Source organism: Pseudomonas sp. G34, from assembly GCF_031119625.1.
In the GTDB taxonomy this organism is placed as follows: Bacteria; Pseudomonadota; Gammaproteobacteria; order Pseudomonadales; family Pseudomonadaceae; genus Aquipseudomonas.
On sequence record NZ_JAVHZV010000021.1, the window covers coordinates 1 to 15,573 of the forward strand.

Annotated in this window: 16 protein-coding genes; 8 read left to right on the forward strand and 8 right to left on the reverse strand. The window is 65.2% G+C overall.

Annotated features, from left to right (window positions below):
* Window positions 1-122: 122 nt before the first annotated feature.
* Window positions 123-1,052, reverse strand: a complete 930-nt coding sequence (gene choX, locus QYS36_RS14395; protein WP_308840130.1) for a choline ABC transporter substrate-binding protein — start codon at window positions 1,050-1,052, stop codon at window positions 123-125.
* A 98-nt stretch (window positions 1,053-1,150) separates the two neighbouring features.
* The gene (betC, locus tag QYS36_RS14400; protein WP_308840131.1) at window positions 1,151-2,659 is read right to left on the reverse strand and encodes a choline-sulfatase; all 1,509 of its coding nucleotides are present in this window, start codon (window positions 2,657-2,659) and stop codon (window positions 1,151-1,153) included.
* A gap of 110 nt (window positions 2,660-2,769) precedes the next feature.
* Between betC and QYS36_RS14405 the strand changes: the two genes are divergently transcribed.
* From QYS36_RS14405 to pbpG, 4 genes are all read left to right on the forward strand, one after another.
* Window positions 2,770-3,723, forward strand: a complete 954-nt coding sequence (locus QYS36_RS14405) for a choline sulfate utilization transcriptional regulator (protein WP_308840132.1) — start codon at window positions 2,770-2,772, stop codon at window positions 3,721-3,723.
* The gene (locus QYS36_RS14410; RefSeq protein ID WP_308840133.1) at window positions 3,724-3,852 is read left to right on the forward strand and encodes a hypothetical protein; all 129 of its coding nucleotides are present in this window, start codon (window positions 3,724-3,726) and stop codon (window positions 3,850-3,852) included.
* A gap of 54 nt (window positions 3,853-3,906) precedes the next feature.
* Window positions 3,907-4,770: a carboxylate/amino acid/amine transporter gene (locus tag QYS36_RS14415; protein WP_308840134.1), complete on the forward strand. Its 864-nt coding sequence runs from the start codon at window positions 3,907-3,909 to the stop codon at window positions 4,768-4,770.
* Window positions 4,771-4,992: 222 nt separating this feature from the next.
* Entirely contained in the window at window positions 4,993-5,898 is a 906-nt protein-coding gene (gene pbpG / locus QYS36_RS14420; RefSeq protein ID WP_308840135.1) for a D-alanyl-D-alanine endopeptidase, read from the forward strand.
* A 3-nt stretch (window positions 5,899-5,901) separates the two neighbouring features.
* Here pbpG and QYS36_RS14425 read toward each other — a convergent pair whose 3' ends face one another.
* A complete protein-coding gene (locus QYS36_RS14425) occupies window positions 5,902-6,804 on the reverse strand; it encodes a LysR family transcriptional regulator (RefSeq protein ID WP_308840136.1) in 903 nt (300 codons plus the stop codon).
* Between the two features lie 141 nt (window positions 6,805-6,945).
* On the opposite strand from QYS36_RS14425, the gene QYS36_RS14430 reads away from it, so the two are divergent.
* Complete coding sequence (locus tag QYS36_RS14430; protein ID WP_308840137.1) at window positions 6,946-7,557, forward strand: NAD(P)-dependent oxidoreductase; 612 nt, start codon at window positions 6,946-6,948, stop codon at window positions 7,555-7,557.
* 94 nt (window positions 7,558-7,651) lie between these two features.
* Here QYS36_RS14430 and trpA read toward each other — a convergent pair whose 3' ends face one another.
* Window positions 7,652-8,464 (reverse strand): tryptophan synthase subunit alpha, encoded by an 813-nt coding sequence (gene trpA / locus QYS36_RS14435; RefSeq protein ID WP_308840138.1) that lies wholly within the window; start codon window positions 8,462-8,464, stop codon window positions 7,652-7,654.
* A complete protein-coding gene (gene trpB, locus QYS36_RS14440) occupies window positions 8,461-9,672 on the reverse strand; it encodes a tryptophan synthase subunit beta (RefSeq protein ID WP_308840139.1) in 1,212 nt (403 codons plus the stop codon). The genes trpA and trpB overlap by 4 nt, the downstream gene beginning before the upstream one ends.
* 283 nt (window positions 9,673-9,955) lie before the next feature.
* Here trpB and QYS36_RS14445 point away from each other — a divergent pair, with 283 nt between their 5' ends.
* The 3 genes from QYS36_RS14445 to QYS36_RS14455 all read left to right on the forward strand — a co-directional run bounded on the left by QYS36_RS14445 (window position 9,956) and on the right by QYS36_RS14455 (window position 12,110).
* Window positions 9,956-10,624, forward strand: coding sequence for a DUF3592 domain-containing protein (locus tag QYS36_RS14445; RefSeq protein WP_308840140.1), 669 nt, complete (start codon window positions 9,956-9,958; stop codon window positions 10,622-10,624).
* A 1-nt stretch (window position 10,625) separates the two neighbouring features.
* Entirely contained in the window at window positions 10,626-11,519 is an 894-nt protein-coding gene (locus QYS36_RS14450) for a LysR family transcriptional regulator (RefSeq protein WP_308840141.1), read from the forward strand.
* 96 nt (window positions 11,520-11,615) lie between these two features.
* Entirely contained in the window at window positions 11,616-12,110 is a 495-nt protein-coding gene (locus tag QYS36_RS14455) for a DUF3060 domain-containing protein (protein WP_308840142.1), read from the forward strand.
* A gap of 32 nt (window positions 12,111-12,142) precedes the next feature.
* On the opposite strand, the gene gloA is transcribed toward QYS36_RS14455, so the two are convergent.
* The 3 genes from gloA to ilvD form a co-directional block, all read right to left on the reverse strand.
* Complete coding sequence (gene gloA / locus QYS36_RS14460) at window positions 12,143-12,670, reverse strand: lactoylglutathione lyase (RefSeq protein WP_308840143.1); 528 nt, start codon at window positions 12,668-12,670, stop codon at window positions 12,143-12,145.
* Between the two features lie 235 nt (window positions 12,671-12,905).
* Complete coding sequence (locus QYS36_RS14465; protein ID WP_308840144.1) at window positions 12,906-13,364, reverse strand: metallophosphoesterase family protein; 459 nt, start codon at window positions 13,362-13,364, stop codon at window positions 12,906-12,908.
* Window positions 13,365-13,513: 149 nt separating this feature from the next.
* Window positions 13,514-15,352 (reverse strand): dihydroxy-acid dehydratase, encoded by a 1,839-nt coding sequence (gene ilvD, locus QYS36_RS14470; RefSeq protein ID WP_308840145.1) that lies wholly within the window; start codon window positions 15,350-15,352, stop codon window positions 13,514-13,516.
* Window positions 15,353-15,573: the final 221 nt, after the last annotated feature.

Here is a 15,573-nt window from a genome sequence, read left to right on the forward strand (position 1 = left end):
GCTGTATGGCTTTGCAAGTGTGAGAGCGGGCATCGCTTGTGTCTGTGGGAGCGGGCCATGCCCGCGAATTGCGAACCTCGCGGGCATGGCCCGCTCCCACAATGCACTGCTGCAGAGAGGCCTTACAACTTGGCCTTCACCGCTGCCAGCGCATCGCCGCCCTCGCGGGTGGTGACGCCCTCGAGCCAGCCGTCGAGTACTTCGGGGTTGGCCTTGAGCCAGTCCTTGACCGCCTGATCGTTGCTGGCCTGTTTGCTCAGCACCTTGTCCATGATGGCGTTCTCCATGTCCTGGGTGAACTTCAGGTTGCTCAGCAGCTTGCCGACGTTCGGGCACTGCGCCGCGTAGCCCTTGCGGGCCAGGGTGTTGACGCTGCCGCTGTCGCCAAAGTACTTCTCGCCGCCCTTGAGGTACTTCATGTCGTACTGCACGTTCATCGGGTGTGGCGTCCAGCCGAGGAACACCACGAACTCGTCGCGCCGCACCGCCCGGCCGACCTGCACCAGCATGGCCTGCTCGCTGGACTCGACCAGTTTCCAGTCCTTCAAGCCGAACTCGTTGGCGGCGATGATTTCCTTGATCGACTCGTTGGCCGGCGCGCCGGAGGCGATGCCGTAGATCTTGCGGTTGAACTTGTCGGCGTGTTTTTCCAGGTCGGCGAAGGTCTTCACGCCGGCGTCATAGGCGTAGGTCGGCACGGCCAGGGTGTATTCGGTGCCGCTGAGGTTCTCGGCGACTTTATCCACAGCCCCGCCCGCGACGAACTTGTCGTAGTTGGCCTGCTGCGCCGGCATCCAGTTGCCGAGGAACACGTCGACCTGGCCTTTCTGCAGGCCGGCGAAGATTATCGGCACGCCCAGGGTCTGGGTCTTCACCTCATAGCCCAGGCCATCGAGCACCAGGCTGGCGATGCCGTTGGTCACGGCGATGTCGCTCCAGCCCGGATCGCCGAGGGTGACCGTGGCGCAGCTGGCGTCTTCGGCGTGGGCCTGGCTGGCCAGCGTGGCGGCCAGGAGCAGGCTGCCCGCGACGGCTTTCTTGAATGTCTTCATGCCTATTTCCTTTATGTTGGTTTTCTGTTGGGCAGGCTATGCGACGCAAGCGAGCGCGCCAGGTTCCCGCTTTCCGGCGGGTCACCCGGCGTGCGACGTCACGGTTGGGGGAAGCGGGCGCGGCGCTCGAGGTCGTCGAGGTCGATGTGGTTGCGCATGTATTGCTCGCTGGCATCGACCAGCGGTTGGTGATCCCAGCTCTTCAGCTTGCCTTGGCTCAACGCCTCGGCAACCAGGCGGCGCCGGCGCTGGCTGGCCAGGGTGGCGCCGTGGATGGCGGTCATGTCCCAGCGGCTGCGCGCCTCGGCGAGAAACGCCTCGAGCTGCTCGCGATGATCGGGCGAGGTGGCGAGGTTTTCGCGCTCCTGCGGATCGTTGGCGACATTGAACAGCAGCAATGGGTCCTCCTCGCTGTAGACGAATTTCCACTCGCCACGGCGAATCATCATCAGCGGGCTGGTGGTGCCTTCGGCCATGTATTCGCCGAGCACTTCATCATGGCCAACGTTGCCCTGCAGGTGCGGCAGCAGCGAGCGGCCATCGAGCGCCAGGCCCGGCTCGACCTGGCCGCCGGCCAGTTCCACCAGGGTCGGCAGGAGGTCGACGGTGGACACCGACTGGCTGACCCGATGCGCGGCGAAGCGCGCTGGCGCATGGACCAGCAGCGGTACCCGGGCGGCCATCTCGAACCAGTGCATCTTGTACCAGAGGCCGCGCTCGCCAAGCATGTCGCCGTGGTCGCCGGAGAACACGATGATGGTGTCGTCGGCCAGTTTGCAGTCCTTGAGGGTCTTGAGCAGCTTGCCGATGTTGTCGTCGATGTAGCTGCAGGCGCCGAAGTAGGCGCGCCGCGCGTCGCGGATCTTGTGCTCGGGCAGCGGCTTGTCCCACAGGTCGATGACCTTGAGCAGGCGCTGGGAGTGCGGGTCCTGCTCGGCCTGGTCGATCACCTGCTGCGGCAGCGCAATGTCCTCGTCGCTGTAGCGATTCCAGTATTCCTCGGGGATGGTGTAGGGGTCGTGGGGGTGGGTCATCGACACGGTCAGGCAGAACGGCTGGTCCGGGGTCACCCGTACGTGATCAAAGAGGTACTGCTGGGCCTTGAACACCACTTCCTCGTCGAAGTCGAGCTGGTTGGTGCGCACGCAGGGGCCGGCCTGCAGCACCGAGGACATGTTGTGGTACCAGCTGGCGCGCACCTCGGGCTCGTCCCAGTTCACCGCCCAGCCGTAGTCGGCGGGGTAGATGTCGCTGGTCAGGCGTTCCTCGTAGCCGTGCAGCTGGTCCGGGCCGCAGAAGTGCATCTTGCCGGACAGCGCGGTGCGGTAGCCGAGGCGGCGCAGGTAGTGGGCGTAGGTGGGCACGTCAGCGGGGAAGTCGGCGGCGTTGTCATAGGCGCCGATCCGGCTGGGCAACTGGCCGCTGACCAGGGTGAAGCGCGACGGCGCACACAGCGGGCTGTTGCAGTAGGCGGAGTCGAACAGCACGCCCTCGGCGGCCAGGCGCTGCAGGTTCGGCACCTTGATTGGCGAGTTGGCGTTGTGCAGGGGCAGCAACGGTGCGGCCATCTGGTCGGCCATGATGAAGAGGATGTTGGGGCGTTTCATGGCGGCGTATTCCATATCGTTGTTTTATGCGAAATTGATCATCCGATGATCAAGGCTCGATTAACAGGGGTAAACCCGGATGCGACACATGGCTCGGATAAGCAGTGCTTATGTTTGAAGCGCTCGCAGGCATCTCCCTCGATACGCTGCGGGTGTTCGAATCGGCGGCCCGCCACCTGAGCTTTACCGCCGCAGCGGCCGAGCTCGGCAGCACCCAGCCGGCAATCAGCCAGCAGATCAAACGGCTGGAAGCACAGTTGGCGACCCGCCTGTTCGACCGCGTGTACCGCGGAATCGTGCTGACCGATGCCGGCGAGGCGTTGCTGGCACCGGTGCAGGAGGGCCTGGCGGCCATGGACGCCGGGCTGGCGACGGTGGCCGGCCGCCAGCAGCATGAGGTGCTGCAGGTGGCGACCGACTTCGCCTTTGCCGCCTACTGGCTGATGCCGCGCCTGCAGCGTTTTCACCAGCAGTACCCGGACGTCGACGTCAGCCTGATCACCAGCGAGCGTGACCTGGCCAGCCTGCCGGCGGAAATCGACGTGGCCATCTCCTTCGGTGACGGGCGTTTCAAGCATGGCGAGCAACACCTGTTGTTCAGCGAGGAGGTGTTCGCTGTGTGCAGCCCGCTGCTGCTCAACCGCGTCGACATCCTGCCCGGCGAGGTGTTGGCGGACCTGCCGCTGTTGCATCTGCGCCCGGAAAGCCGTTCGCGCTGGTTCGACTGGAACGGCCTGTTCCGCGCCCTCGGCATCGCCGAACTGCCCAGCCCCGGCAGCCTGCGCTTCGACAACTACACGCTGCTGATCCAGGCCGCCATCGCCGGGCGCGGGGTGGCCATCGGCTGGCGGCACCTGGTCGACGAACTGATCGACCAGGGCCTGCTGGTGCGGGTCGACTCGCGCTCGGCCACCTCGCGCTTCGGCTATTACGTGGTGCTGCCCGAGCGCAAACGGCGCATTCGCCTGGTGGAGCGTTTCGTCGCCTGGCTGCAGGAGGAGCTGCAGCGCGAGCCCCTGCCGGAGCGGCCGGGCGGTATCGACCCCAAGAGGCTTGCCCTATGAATGAAAGCCGCCGCGGCGACCACCGGCAACGACCTGCTTGGCCACCGCGCCCGCGCCTTCCGGCCGGGCGCCGCGCAGCCGCTGGATGTATCGATGCTGTCGGGCGGGCCGCTCAGGTTCGGGCTCTGACGCGCAAAGCAAGTCAAGGTATGATCCGCGGCTGATTTTTCGAGAGCCCGTGCCATGCCCTATCTGCTCGCCGTCACCGTCCTCTGGGCGTTCTCCTTCAGCCTGATCGGTGAGTACCTGGCGGGCCGGGTGGACAGCGACTTCGCGGTGCTGGCGCGGGTGGCGGTGGCGGCCCTGGTATTCCTGCCGTTCACCCTGTGGCGCGGTTTGCCGCGGCGCTTGCTGGCCGGCTTCTGGCTGGCCGGGGCGCTGCAGTTCGGCGTCACCTACCTGTGCCTGTACCGCAGCTTCCAGGTGCTGACGGTGCCCGAGGTGCTGCTGTTCACCGTGCTCACGCCGATCTACGTGACCCTGCTCGACGACGCCCTGGCGCGGCGCTTCAGCCCCTGGGCGCTGGTCGCCGCGCTGGTGGCGGTGGGTGGCGGCGTGGTGATCCGCTTCGAGCGCCTGGAGGGCGGCTACCTGATCGGCTTCCTGCTGCTGCAACTGGCCAACCTGACCTTCGCCGCGGGCCAGGTGCTGTGCCGCCAATTGCTCATGCGCTATCCGACCGAGCAGCCGCTGCACCGCTTCTTCGGGCATTTCTTCCTGGGGGCGATGGTGCTGGTGCTGCCGTCGTTCCTGCTGTTCGGCAACCCGGACAAACTGCCGAGCACCGCGCTGCAGTGGGGCATCCTGCTGTGGATGGGGCTGTTCGCCACGGCGCTGGGGCTGTTCTGGTGGGTCAAGGGCAGCGTCAAGGTGGATGCCGGCACCCTGGCGGTGATGAACGAGCTGCACGTGCCCGCCGGCCTGGTGGTGAACCTGCTGATCTGGAACCGCGATGCCGACCTGCCACGCCTGGCATTGGGCGGGGCGATCATCCTTGCCTCGCTGTGGCTCAACCGCCTCGGCCGACGGCGCCTGGCGACGGCCTGATCCATTTATCGGAGAATAGGAACCTGCCTTGACGGGTGCTAACATCGCACCTTCAATTGCGAATGCAATTAGCTGTTTTTCAAACCCTATTTCTGGGGCTTTATAAAAGTTACCGAGCGAGGTCTGCAAGGCGCTTTTATCGAGGCTCAAGGGTCATGGACGAAGTTCCTTCACCGGCATGGAGCGCCTTTTCCAGTCATCTCTTGCCGTGTGAATGCCATCGTGAATATTCGTCGTCCCTTCGCCAGCCTCGCCCTGGCCTGCCTGTTTCTCGTCGCGCCCCTGGCCTCCGAAGCCGCCACCTCCAGCAAGCAGGAACTCGCCTCCGGCAGCGCCCTGCTGGTCGACCTGAACACCGACAAGGTGCTGTATTCCAGCAACCCGAACATGGTGGTGCCCATCGCCTCGGTCACCAAGCTGATGACCGCCATGGTCACCCTGGATGCCAAGCTGCCGCTCAACGAACAACTGCCGGTGATCATTCGTGACGTGCACGACATGCGCGGCGTGTATTCCCGCGTGCGCATCGGCAGCGAGATCAGCCGCCGCGAGATGCTCCTGCTGACCCTGATGTCGTCCGAGAACCGCGCCGCCTCCAGCCTGGCGCATCACTACCCGGGCGGCGTCACCGCTTTCGTCGCCGCCATGAATGCCAAGGCCCGCGCCCTGGGCATGACCCAGACCCGCTACGTGGAGCCGACCGGCCTGTCCGAGCACAACGTGTCCACCGCCAACGACCTGGTGAAGCTGCTCAAGGCGACCCGCAGCTACCCGCTGATCGGTGAACTGAGTGCCACGGGCGAAAAGACCGTGGCCTTCCACAAGCCCAACTACACCCTGGGTTTTCGCAACACCAACGCGCTGACCCGCAAGCCCGGCTGGAACGTGCAACTGACCAAGACCGGCTTCACCAACAGCGCCGGCCACTGCCTGGTGATGCGCACCACCATGGCCGGCAAACCGGTGGCCTTCGTGGTACTCGACGCCTTCGGCAAATACACCCACATGGCCGACGCCAACCGCCTGCGCAAATGGGTGGAAACCGGCAAGGTCACCCCGGTGGCCCCGGCGGCGCTGGCCTACAAGCAGCAGCGCGCTTCGCAGCGCCAGCTGCAGGCGGCCCAGTAAGCGCTAACGCGTTTGCCAGAGCGGATCGGCAGCCAGCCGCTCGGCGATGAAATCCAGCAAGGCGCGCAGCGCCGGCAGCATCTGCCGGCGTGACGCGTAGATGGCGTGAATGCCCAGGGACTGCGGCTGCCAGTCGGGCAGCAGGCGCACCAGGCGGCCATCTTCGAGCAGCGGCGCCGCCGCATACAGCGGTTGCATGCAGATGCCGCCGCCAGCCACCGCTGCCTCCAGCAGTACCGCCGTGTCATTGCTGCTCAGGTTGCCACCCACCGGCACCTGTACGGGCCCCGGTTGCCCGCTGAACTGCCAGACACTGCGCCCGAAATAGCTGTAGGTCAGGCAATTGTGCCCGGCCAGCTCGCGCGGCTGTTCTGGTGTGCCGGCCTTGGCCAGGTAGGCGGGCGCGGCGCAGACCACCGAATGGCAGTCGCCCAGGTGGCGGGCCACCTGGTTGGGCTCGAGCTGGTTGGTGATGCGTAGCGCCAGGTCGATACCTTCCTCGACCAGGTTCACGGCGTGGCTGCCTATCAGCACATCCACCGAGGTGTTCGGGTAGCGCGCCAGGTATTCCACCAGCACCGGGCTCAGCCAGGTTTGCGCGAACGACTGGCTGGTGGCGATGCGCAGGTTGCCGCTCGGCCCGTCGGTGGCCTTGATGCCCGTGGCGCGCATCATCTCGGCGGTGTGCAGCATTTCCCGGCAGTGCGGCAGCAGCTCGTTGCCGACCTGGGTGAGGCTCAGCTTGCGCGTGGTGCGGTGCAGCAGGCGCGCGCCTACCCAGCCCTCCAGTGCAGCCAGGTAGCGCGAAACCATGGCCCGCGACAGCTCCAGGTGCTCGGCGGCAGCGGTCTGGCTGCCACGATCGACCACTTCGACGAAAACGCGGGTTGCGGTGAGTCTGTCCATGATTAGCTCGATTCATGCAACTGAGTTGCGGCGATTATGCGGCTTTTTGCAGATCAACCGGCAGGTAAGCTCATAGCTCGTTCATCGATGCCGCCTTCAGCGTATGTCGATGGTTTGTTGCCTGTCACAGTGGAGCCTCACATGAAAGTCGTCATTCTGGGTATCAGCGGTCGCGCCGGCGCGCGCCTGCGCGATGAACTGTTGCAGCGTGGCCATCAGGTCACCGGGATCGCCCGCGACGTGAGCAGCGTGCCGGCCCAGGCCGGCCTCAGCCTGGCCAGCGCGGACGTAGCCGACAGCGAGCGGCTGGTGCCGCTGCTCAAGGGGCACGATGCGGTAATCAGCACCACGCGCTTCGTTGGCAGCGATGCCGCGAGCCTGCTCGGTGCGGTAAAGGCCGCCGGCGTGCCGCGCCTGCTGGTGGTCGGTGGGGCCGGTAGCCTGGAAGTGGCGCCCGGCGTCGCGCTGATCGACACGCCGCAGTTCCCGGCAGCCTACAAGGCCGAGGCGAGCGCGGGACGAGATTTCCTCAACGTGCTGCGTGGCGAGCAGGCGCTGGACTGGACCTTCCTGTCGCCCTCGGCGTTGTTCGAGCCGGGACCGCGCACCGGCCGCTTCCGCCTCGGCACCGACAATCTGCTGGTGGATGCCGACGGCAACAGCGCGATCTCCATGGAAGACTACGCCATCGCCCTGGTCGATGAGCTGGAACAGCCAAACCATTCGCGCCAGCGCTTTACCGTCGGCTACTGATAACGGCTGATGCGTCGCAGCACGGCGGCCCGCCCATAAAAAAAACCGCTGCACCCGGACCGGGGCAGCGGTTTTTTGTTGGCGTGAAGACGGCTTAGCGACGGGCGCTGCGCACGCCCTCGGCCAGTTGGCTGCACAGCTCCAGTACGCCATCGATGGCCTGCTGATCATTGCCGGCCGCCTTGGCGATCTGGTCGATCAGCGCCGAGCCGACCACCACGCCGTCGGCCAGGCGGGCGATGGTCGCCGCATGTTCCGGGGTGCGGATACCGAAGCCGATGCTGATCGGCAGGTCGGTGTGGCGGCGCAGCCGGGTGACGGCTTCCTGCACGTGCTCCACGGTCGCCGAGCCGGCCCCGGTGACGCCCGCCACCGACACGTAGTAGACGAAGCCCGAGCTGCCGGCGAGCACGGTGGGCAGACGCTTGTCGTCGGTGGTCGGGGTGGTCAGGCGAATGAAGTCGATACCGGCGGCCTGGGCCGGGTCGCACAGGTCGCGGTTATGTTCCGGCGGCAGGTCGACCACGATCAGGCCATCGACGCCGGCTTGCTGGGCATCGGTAATGAAGCGCTCGACGCCATACTTGTGGATCGGGTTGAAGTAGCCCATCAGCACCAGCGGCGTGGCCTGTTCGGTTGCGCGGAATTCACGAACCATCTGCAGGGTCTTGGCCAGGTTCTGCTTGGCTTCCAGGGCGCGGATGTTGGCCAGCTGGATCGCCGGGCCATCGGCCATCGGGTCGGTGAACGGCATGCCCAGCTCGATCACGTCGGCGCCGGCCTTCGGCAGGCCCTTGAGAATCTTCAGCGAGGCGTCGTAGTTCGGGTCGCCAGCGGTGACGAAGGTCACCAGGGCGGCGCGGTTCTGTTGTTTCAGTTCGGCGAAGCGCGTCTGCAGGCGGCTCATATATGTTCTTCCTGTTCGTCGAAGTGGTGCATGACGGTCTGCATGTCCTTGTCGCCGCGGCCCGACAGGTTGACCACCATCAGGTGATCCTTGGGCAGCGTTGGCGCGCGCTTGAAGACTTCAGCCAGAGCGTGGGACGACTCCAGGGCTGGGATGATGCCTTCCAGGCGGCAGCACTGGTGGAAGGCGGAGAGCGCCTCTTTATCGGTGATCGAGGTGTACTCGACGCGGCCGATGTCGAACAACCAGGCGTGCTCGGGGCCGATGCCTGGGTAGTCGAGGCCGGCGGAAATCGAGTGGGCGTCGATGATCTGGCCATCGTCGTCCTGCAGCAGGAAGGTGCGGTTGCCGTGCAGCACGCCCGGTACGCCGCCATTCAGGCTGGCGGCATGCTTGCCGGTGGCCACGCCATGGCCGGCCGCTTCGACGCCGATGATCTGCACCGACTGGTCGTCGAGGAACGGGTGGAACAGGCCCATGGCGTTGGAGCCGCCACCGATGCAGGCGACCAGGCTGTCCGGCAGGCGGCCTTCCTGGGCTTGCAACTGGTCACGGGTTTCCTTGCCGATAACCGCCTGGAAGTCGCGCACCATCGCCGGATAGGGGTGCGGGCCGGCCACGGTACCGATGATGTAGAAGGTGCTGTCGACGTTGGTCACCCAGTCGCGCAGGGCTTCGTTCATCGCATCCTTGAGGGTGCCGGTGCCGGCGGTGACCGGAATCACTTCGGCGCCGAGCAGCTTCATGCGGAAGACGTTGGCCTGCTGGCGGTCGATGTCGGTGGTGCCCATGTAGATCACGCACTGCAGGCCGAAACGGGCGGCCACGGTGGCGGTGGCCACGCCATGCATGCCGGCGCCGGTCTCGGCGATGATGCGCTGCTTGCCCATGCGCTTGGCCAGCAGGATCTGGCCGATGCAGTTGTTGATCTTGTGCGCGCCGGTGTGATTGAGCTCTTCGCGCTTCAGATAAATCTTCGCGCCGCCGCAGTATTCGGTCAGCCGCTCGGCGAAGTACAGCGGGCTTGGGCGGCCAACGTAATCACGCTGGAAGTAGGCCAGCTCCTTGGCGAACTCGGGATCTTCCTTGGCCTTCTCGTACTCGGCGGCCAGGTCGTGGATCAGCGGCATCAGCGTCTCGGCGACGTACTGGCCGCCGAAGCTACCGAACAAGCCGGTGGCGTCTGGGCCGTTGCGTAGTGAAGTCATGGGGTTCTCCTGTGAATTCGCAGGCCACGAGCGACCTGCTTGCCAAGCGGTGTTGGCGTCGATGGTGGCCAGACTAACGCTGCAGCAGCAGGCAGAAAAGCGATTAGTTTTAACTGATTGGTGAGTAAATATCACAGGTTGATGATGCGGCCGCGCTATTGAGTGACCTGCGTCACGGCGGTGTAGGCCAAGTAGAGCGGCGTGAGTGCATATAGGTTGGTGTTTTCGCAGGCTTGATCGATAATCGCAGCGCTCTCAAATTTACGCACAGGTAGGTCGCGTCATGAAAACAGGATGGATGTGGCTGTTCCCGGGTGTCGGCGCGCTGTTGCTGGCGGTTGCCATCGGTATCCAGGTTTCGCGCATCAGCGGCGAAGCGCAGATGACGCGCACCGAAGGTTTTATCGTGGATATCGAGGATGGCTGCCCGACGGTGTCGTTCACCACGCTCGATGGCACGCTGGGCGAGCATCACAGCAGCACCTGCAGCACGCCGCCGTCGTTCGATATCGGTGAGCGCGTGGCGGTGTATTACCACCCGCAGGATCCTGAACGCGCCCACATCGACAGCTTCGAACAGAACTGGATCGGCAGCCTGATCGTCGGCGGTATCGGCGCGGTCTTTCTGGCGATTGGCCTGTTGTTCGTGCTGCCGCCGCTGTTCGCCAAGCGCCGCGCGGCCGAACTGCTGGTCAGCGGCACAGCGGTGCAGGCCGAGCTGGTGGACGTCGAACTCAATGGTTCGCTGAGCATCAACGGCCGCAACCCGTATCGCATCGTCGCCCAGTGGCTGAACCCGCAAACCAACAAGCTGCATGTGTTTCGCAGTGACAACCTGTGGTTCGATCCGGGCCCCTACATCAGCGAGTCGCTGGTCACGGTGATGATCGACCCGGCCAACCCCAAACGCTACAGCATGGATACCCGCTTCCTGCCCGAGCTGGCGGACTGAGATGGCCCAGAACCTGCCGTCGCTCAACGCCCTGTATGCCTTCGAGGCCGCCGCGCGGTTGGGCAGCGTCAGCCGCGCCGCGCTCGAGCTGCACGTCACCCATGGTGCGGTGAGCCGGCAGATTCGCAGCCTGGAAGAGCAGCTCGGGGTGGCGCTGTTCGTCAAGGACGGGCGCGGCCTGAAGCTGACCGAAGCGGGCATACGCCTGCGTGATGTCAGCGGCGAGACCTTTAGCCGCCTGCGCCAGGTGTGTGGCGAGCTGCGTCAGCGCGAGGTCGATACCGCCTTCGTGCTCGGTTGCCCGGGCAGCCTGCTGGCACGCTGGTTCATTCCGCGCCTGGATCGCCTCAACAGCGCCTTGCCCGAGCTGCGCCTGCAGTTGTCCACCAGTCAGGGCGAGCTGGACCCACGCAGCCCCCAGGTGGATGCCACCCTGCTGTACGCCGAGCCGCCGTGGCCGGCGGACATGCGCGTATTCGAGCTGGCGCGTGAATCCATCGGCCCGGTGATCAGCCCGCAGCACCCACGCTTCGCCGAGTTGAGCGCCGCCGCGCCGGCCGCCTTGCTGCACGAGGCGTTGCTGCACACCACCTCGCGGCCCCAGGCCTGGCCGCAGTGGCTGGCGGCGATGAGCCTGCAGCCTGCGGACATGCGTCTGGGGCAGGGCTTCGAACATCTGTATTACCTGCTCGAGGCCGCGTCGGCGGGCCTTGGCGTGGCCATCGCGCCGTTGCAACTGGTGGCCGATGACCTGAAGGCGCGACGGCTGGTCGCCCCCTGGGGCTTCGTCGAAACCGATGCGCGCCTGGCGCTGTGGGTGCCCGAGCGGCGCAACGGTCAGCGCGCCGAGAGGCTTGCCGATTGGTTGAGAACAGCGTTGCAAACCGCGAGTTGAGTCGCCTGCAGCGCAGAACCTTGTTTCTCGGGCATCGGTCATAGCAGCGGCCCCCACATATCTTCCGGGCCATCACTGACAGAGAGGGATGTGCCCATGAACAAGACGCTGATCACAGGGTTACTGCTGGCCGGCAGCGCTACCCTGGCTCAAGCCGAGCCGTTGAATATCGAAGGTATTGGCCTGTCGCGCGACGTGTCGTGCAAGGGCCATGACGTCAACATCAGCGGCAACGCCAACGTGATTCACCTCAAGGGTGACTGTGGCGCGGTGCTGGTCTACGGCAGTGAGCACAAGGTGACGCTGGCTACCGCCAAGTCGCTGACCGTATCGGGTGCCGAGCACGAGGTAGTTGCCGAGCGGGTCAATGCACTAAGCGTCGACACCACCGAAAACCAGGTGCGTACGACGGTTGCGGCTGGCGAGCAGCCAGCGCTGGTCGAGGTGACGGGCGCCGATCAGGAGCTGGACCTGCAGTTCGAGGGGCCGGTGAAGCTGGATGTCAGCGGCACCAACCAGCAGGTGCGCTGGCGCGGCGAGGAGCCGGAGGTACAGATGAGCGGCATCGACAACCGGGTCGAGCGCCAATAGCAACGGGCGCCCCGGGTGGGGCGCCACGTTGATCAGTCCACGTCGGTGAACTGGATGATTTCCACCCAGTAGCCGTCCGGATCCTTGATGAAGGCGATGTTGCGCATGCGCCCGTCGGTCAGGCGCTTCTGGAAGTCCACGCCGAGGTCTTCGAAGCGCTGGCAGGCGGCCTTGATGTCCGGCACCGCCACGCACAGGTGACCGAAGCCGCGCGGGTCGCTGTTGCCGCTGTGGTAGGAGAATTCAGGATCCTTCTCGGTGCCGTAGTTGTAGGTCAGCTCCAGCACGCCGGGGATGGATTTGCGCCACTGGTGACGGGCTTTCGGGTCGGTCGGGATCTGCGACTTGTCGGCAATCAGCGCCAGGAAGTACAGGCTGAATTCGGCGTCCGGAAAGTCACTCTTCTCGAGCAGGGTGAAGCCCAGCACGCGGGTGTAGAAGTCCAGCGACTTCTCGAGATCCTTCACGCGGATCATGGTGTGGTTGTAGACGAAGTCCGCCGTGGCGACGTCAGGCTTGCCGGTCACGCCGGGCAGGGTGTTGAGTTCATCGAGGGTCATGGGCGTTTCCATCAGGTGAGTGGACGATTCGAAAGGTCATGAGGTCAGTAGATGGCCTCGTGGGGTGGGTTTTTCAAGGTTGTTGCCTCGGCAGGGCGCCTTTAAGGCGGTAGCAGCCGTTTGCGATCCAGTGGGAGGGGCTTTAGCCCCGAGCTTTTTAAACCTAGTCAGGCACAATCGAGGCTAAAGCCTCTCCCACAAAAGCGCCCTGCCTACCGGCCGCTTTTGCCTTGCATCAGATCTCCAAAGTAATCAGTTCGAACCGCACCCCATCGCCATCGATATGCAGCAGGGCCACGCTGATCGGCAGCTTGAAGCGCCGCGGGCCGGCGCTGCCGGGGTTGAGGTAAAGCACGCCGTCACGCTCCTCATGCAGCGGTTTGTGCGAGTGCCCGGCGATCACCACGTCGATGCCTTCGGCCTTGGGGTCGATATCCAGCCCCTTGAGGTCATGCAGCAGGTACAGGCGGACCGCGCCGAAGCGCAGCGTCAGGCGCTCGGGAATGGCGTCGGCCCAGGCCTCGTCATCATTGTTGCCGCGCACCACCGACAGCGGCGCAATGCGTTCGAGCTCGGCAAGGATCTGCGGCCCGCCGATATCGCCCGCGTGGATCAGCTGGTCGACGCCCTGCAGCGCCGCCAGTGCCTGGGGTCGCAACAGGCCGTGGGTGTCGGCGATCAGGCCAATCTTCATGGGGTCTCCTGCATGGTCTTTCTAGGAGCAGGCTCGCCCGCAATGCGTTCCGTAAACCGTAGCCCGGGTCGAGCGAAGCGACACCCGGGGCGTTCCCAAAAACAGAAAACCCGGCACAAGGCCGGGTTTTCGTACCGCGAGCTGAAGGATCAACCGTCCAGCATCGCCTTGTTGCGCACCGCGCCCTTGTCGGCGCTGGTGGCGAGCAGGGCGTAGGCTTTCAACGCCGTGGTCACCTTGCGCGGACGCTGTTCGACCGGCTTCCAGCCCTTCTTGTCCTGCTCGTGGCGGCGGTGGGCAATTTCCTCGTCGCTGACCAGCAGGTTGATGGTGCGGTTGGGGATGTCGATCAGCACCTTGTCGCCATCCTGCACCAGGCCGATGGCGCCGCCGGCAGCCGCTTCCGGCGAGGCGTGGCCGATGGACAGGCCGCTGGTGCCACCGGAGAAGCGACCATCGGTGAGCAGTGCACAGGCTTTGCCCAGGCCCTTGGATTTCAGGTACGAGGTCGGGTAGAGCATTTCCTGCATGCCAGGGCCGCCCTTCGGGCCTTCGTAGCGAATGATGACGATGTCGCCTTCCTTCACCTCGTCATTGAGGATGCCGCGCACCGCGCTGTCCTGGCTTTCGAAGATCTTCGCGTTGCCTTCGAACACGTGGATCGACTCGTCGACGCCAGCGGTTTTCACCACGCAGCCGTCCAGGGCGATGTTGCCGTACAGCACGGCCAGGCCGCCCTCTTTCGAGTAGGCATGCTCGAAGCTGCGGATGCAGCCGTTCTCGCGGTCGTCGTCCAGGGTTTCCCAGCGGGTCGACTGGCTGAAGGCGGTCTGGGTGGGGATGCCGGCCGGGCCGGCCTTGAAGAAGTGGTGCACCGCTTCATCGTCGGTCTGGGTGATGTCCCATTTGGCGATGGCCTCTGCCATGCTGCGGCTGTGCACGGTCGGCAGGTCGGTATGCAGCAGGCCGCCACGGGCCAGGGAACCGAGGATCGAGAAGATCCCGCCGGCGCGATGCACGTCTTCCATGTGGTACTTCTGGATGTTCGGCGCGACTTTGCACAGCTGCGGCACGTGGCGCGACAGGCGGTCGATGTCGCGCAGGTCGAAATCGATCTCGGCTTCCTGAGCTGCCGCCAGCAGGTGCAGGATGGTGTTGGTCGAACCGCCCATGGCGATGTCGAGCATCATGGCGTTCTCGAACGCCTTGAAGTTGGCGATGTTGCGCGGCAGCACCGAGTCGTCGTTGTCGCCGTAGTAACGCTTGCACAGCTCGACGATGGTACGCCCGGCCTGCAGGAACAACTGCTCGCGGTCGCTGTGGGTGGCCAGGGTGGAGCCGTTACCCGGCAGGGCCAGGCCCAGGGCTTCGACCAGGCAGTTCATCGAGTTGGCGGTGAACATGCCGGAGCACGAGCCGCAGGTCGGGCAGGCGCTGCGCTCGTATTCGGCGACCTTCTCGTCCGAGGCGGTGGAGTCGGCGGCGATCACCATGGCGTCCACCAGGTCCAGGCCGTGGCTGGCCAGCTTGGTCTTGCCGGCTTCCATCGGCCCGCCGGAGACGAAGATCACCGGAATGTTCAGGCGCAGGGCGGCCATCAGCATGCCGGGGGTGATCTTGTCGCAGTTGGAGATGCACACGATGGCGTCGGCGCAGTGGGCGTTGACCATGTACTCCACGGAGTCGGCGATGATCTCGCGGCTCGGCAGCGAATAGAGCATGCCGTCGTGGCCCATGGCGATGCCATCGTCGACGGCGATGGTGTTGAATTCCTTGGCCACGCCGCCGGCCTTCTCGATCTCGCGGGCGACCAGCTGGCCGAGATCCTTGAGGTGCACGTGGCCGGGCACGAACTGGGTGAAGGAGTTGGCGATGGCGATGATCGGTTTCTTGAAGTCTTCGTCCTTCATCCCGGTGGCGCGCCACAGGGCACGGGCGCCGGCCATGTTGCGGCCGTGGGTGGAGGTTTTCGAGCGGTAATCAGGCATGGCGGTTTCCTGCGGCTAATCAGGTAGGCATTGATAGAGGGGTGAGCGGATCAGCGGCAGATGACCGCGAAGCAAGGTGGCATGGCGCACGACGGGATCTCCGTCTGCCTGCCCGGGCTCACAGGCCCGCCGAAGGGTGGCTGGCGGGAAATGCCCCGATTCTACGCCGCACCGGGCGGGGGAGGAAAGGCTGCTGGCCGCCGGCCGTCCCCGCCGGCGGC

Excerpts from the sequence above, each read along its gene's own strand:
- QYS36_RS14405 (WP_308840132.1), top strand. The coding sequence starts at position 2,770 with ATGTTTGAAGCGCTCGCAGGCATCTCCCTCGATACGCTGCGGGTGTTC.
- QYS36_RS14445 (WP_308840140.1), top strand. The coding sequence starts at position 9,956 with ATGAAAACAGGATGGATGTGGCTGTTCCCGGGTGTCGGCGCGCTGTTG.
- trpA (WP_308840138.1), bottom strand. The coding sequence starts at position 8,464 with ATGAGCCGCCTGCAGACGCGCTTCGCCGAACTGAAACAACAGAACCGC.
- QYS36_RS14415 (WP_308840134.1), top strand. The coding sequence starts at position 3,907 with ATGCCCTATCTGCTCGCCGTCACCGTCCTCTGGGCGTTCTCCTTCAGC.
- QYS36_RS14465 (WP_308840144.1), bottom strand. The coding sequence starts at position 13,364 with ATGAAGATTGGCCTGATCGCCGACACCCACGGCCTGTTGCGACCCCAG.
- QYS36_RS14450 (WP_308840141.1), top strand. The coding sequence starts at position 10,626 with ATGGCCCAGAACCTGCCGTCGCTCAACGCCCTGTATGCCTTCGAGGCC.
- gloA (WP_308840143.1), bottom strand. The coding sequence starts at position 12,670 with ATGACCCTCGATGAACTCAACACCCTGCCCGGCGTGACCGGCAAGCCT.
- betC (WP_308840131.1), bottom strand. The coding sequence starts at position 2,659 with ATGAAACGCCCCAACATCCTCTTCATCATGGCCGACCAGATGGCCGCA.
- QYS36_RS14425 (WP_308840136.1), bottom strand. The coding sequence starts at position 6,804 with ATGGACAGACTCACCGCAACCCGCGTTTTCGTCGAAGTGGTCGATCGT.
- QYS36_RS14455 (WP_308840142.1), top strand. The coding sequence starts at position 11,616 with ATGAACAAGACGCTGATCACAGGGTTACTGCTGGCCGGCAGCGCTACC.
- QYS36_RS14410 (WP_308840133.1), top strand. The coding sequence starts at position 3,724 with ATGAAAGCCGCCGCGGCGACCACCGGCAACGACCTGCTTGGCCACCGC.
- QYS36_RS14430 (WP_308840137.1), top strand. The coding sequence starts at position 6,946 with ATGAAAGTCGTCATTCTGGGTATCAGCGGTCGCGCCGGCGCGCGCCTG.
- choX (WP_308840130.1), bottom strand. The coding sequence starts at position 1,052 with ATGAAGACATTCAAGAAAGCCGTCGCGGGCAGCCTGCTCCTGGCCGCC.
- trpB (WP_308840139.1), bottom strand. The coding sequence starts at position 9,672 with ATGACTTCACTACGCAACGGCCCAGACGCCACCGGCTTGTTCGGTAGC.
- ilvD (WP_308840145.1), bottom strand. The coding sequence starts at position 15,352 with ATGCCTGATTACCGCTCGAAAACCTCCACCCACGGCCGCAACATGGCC.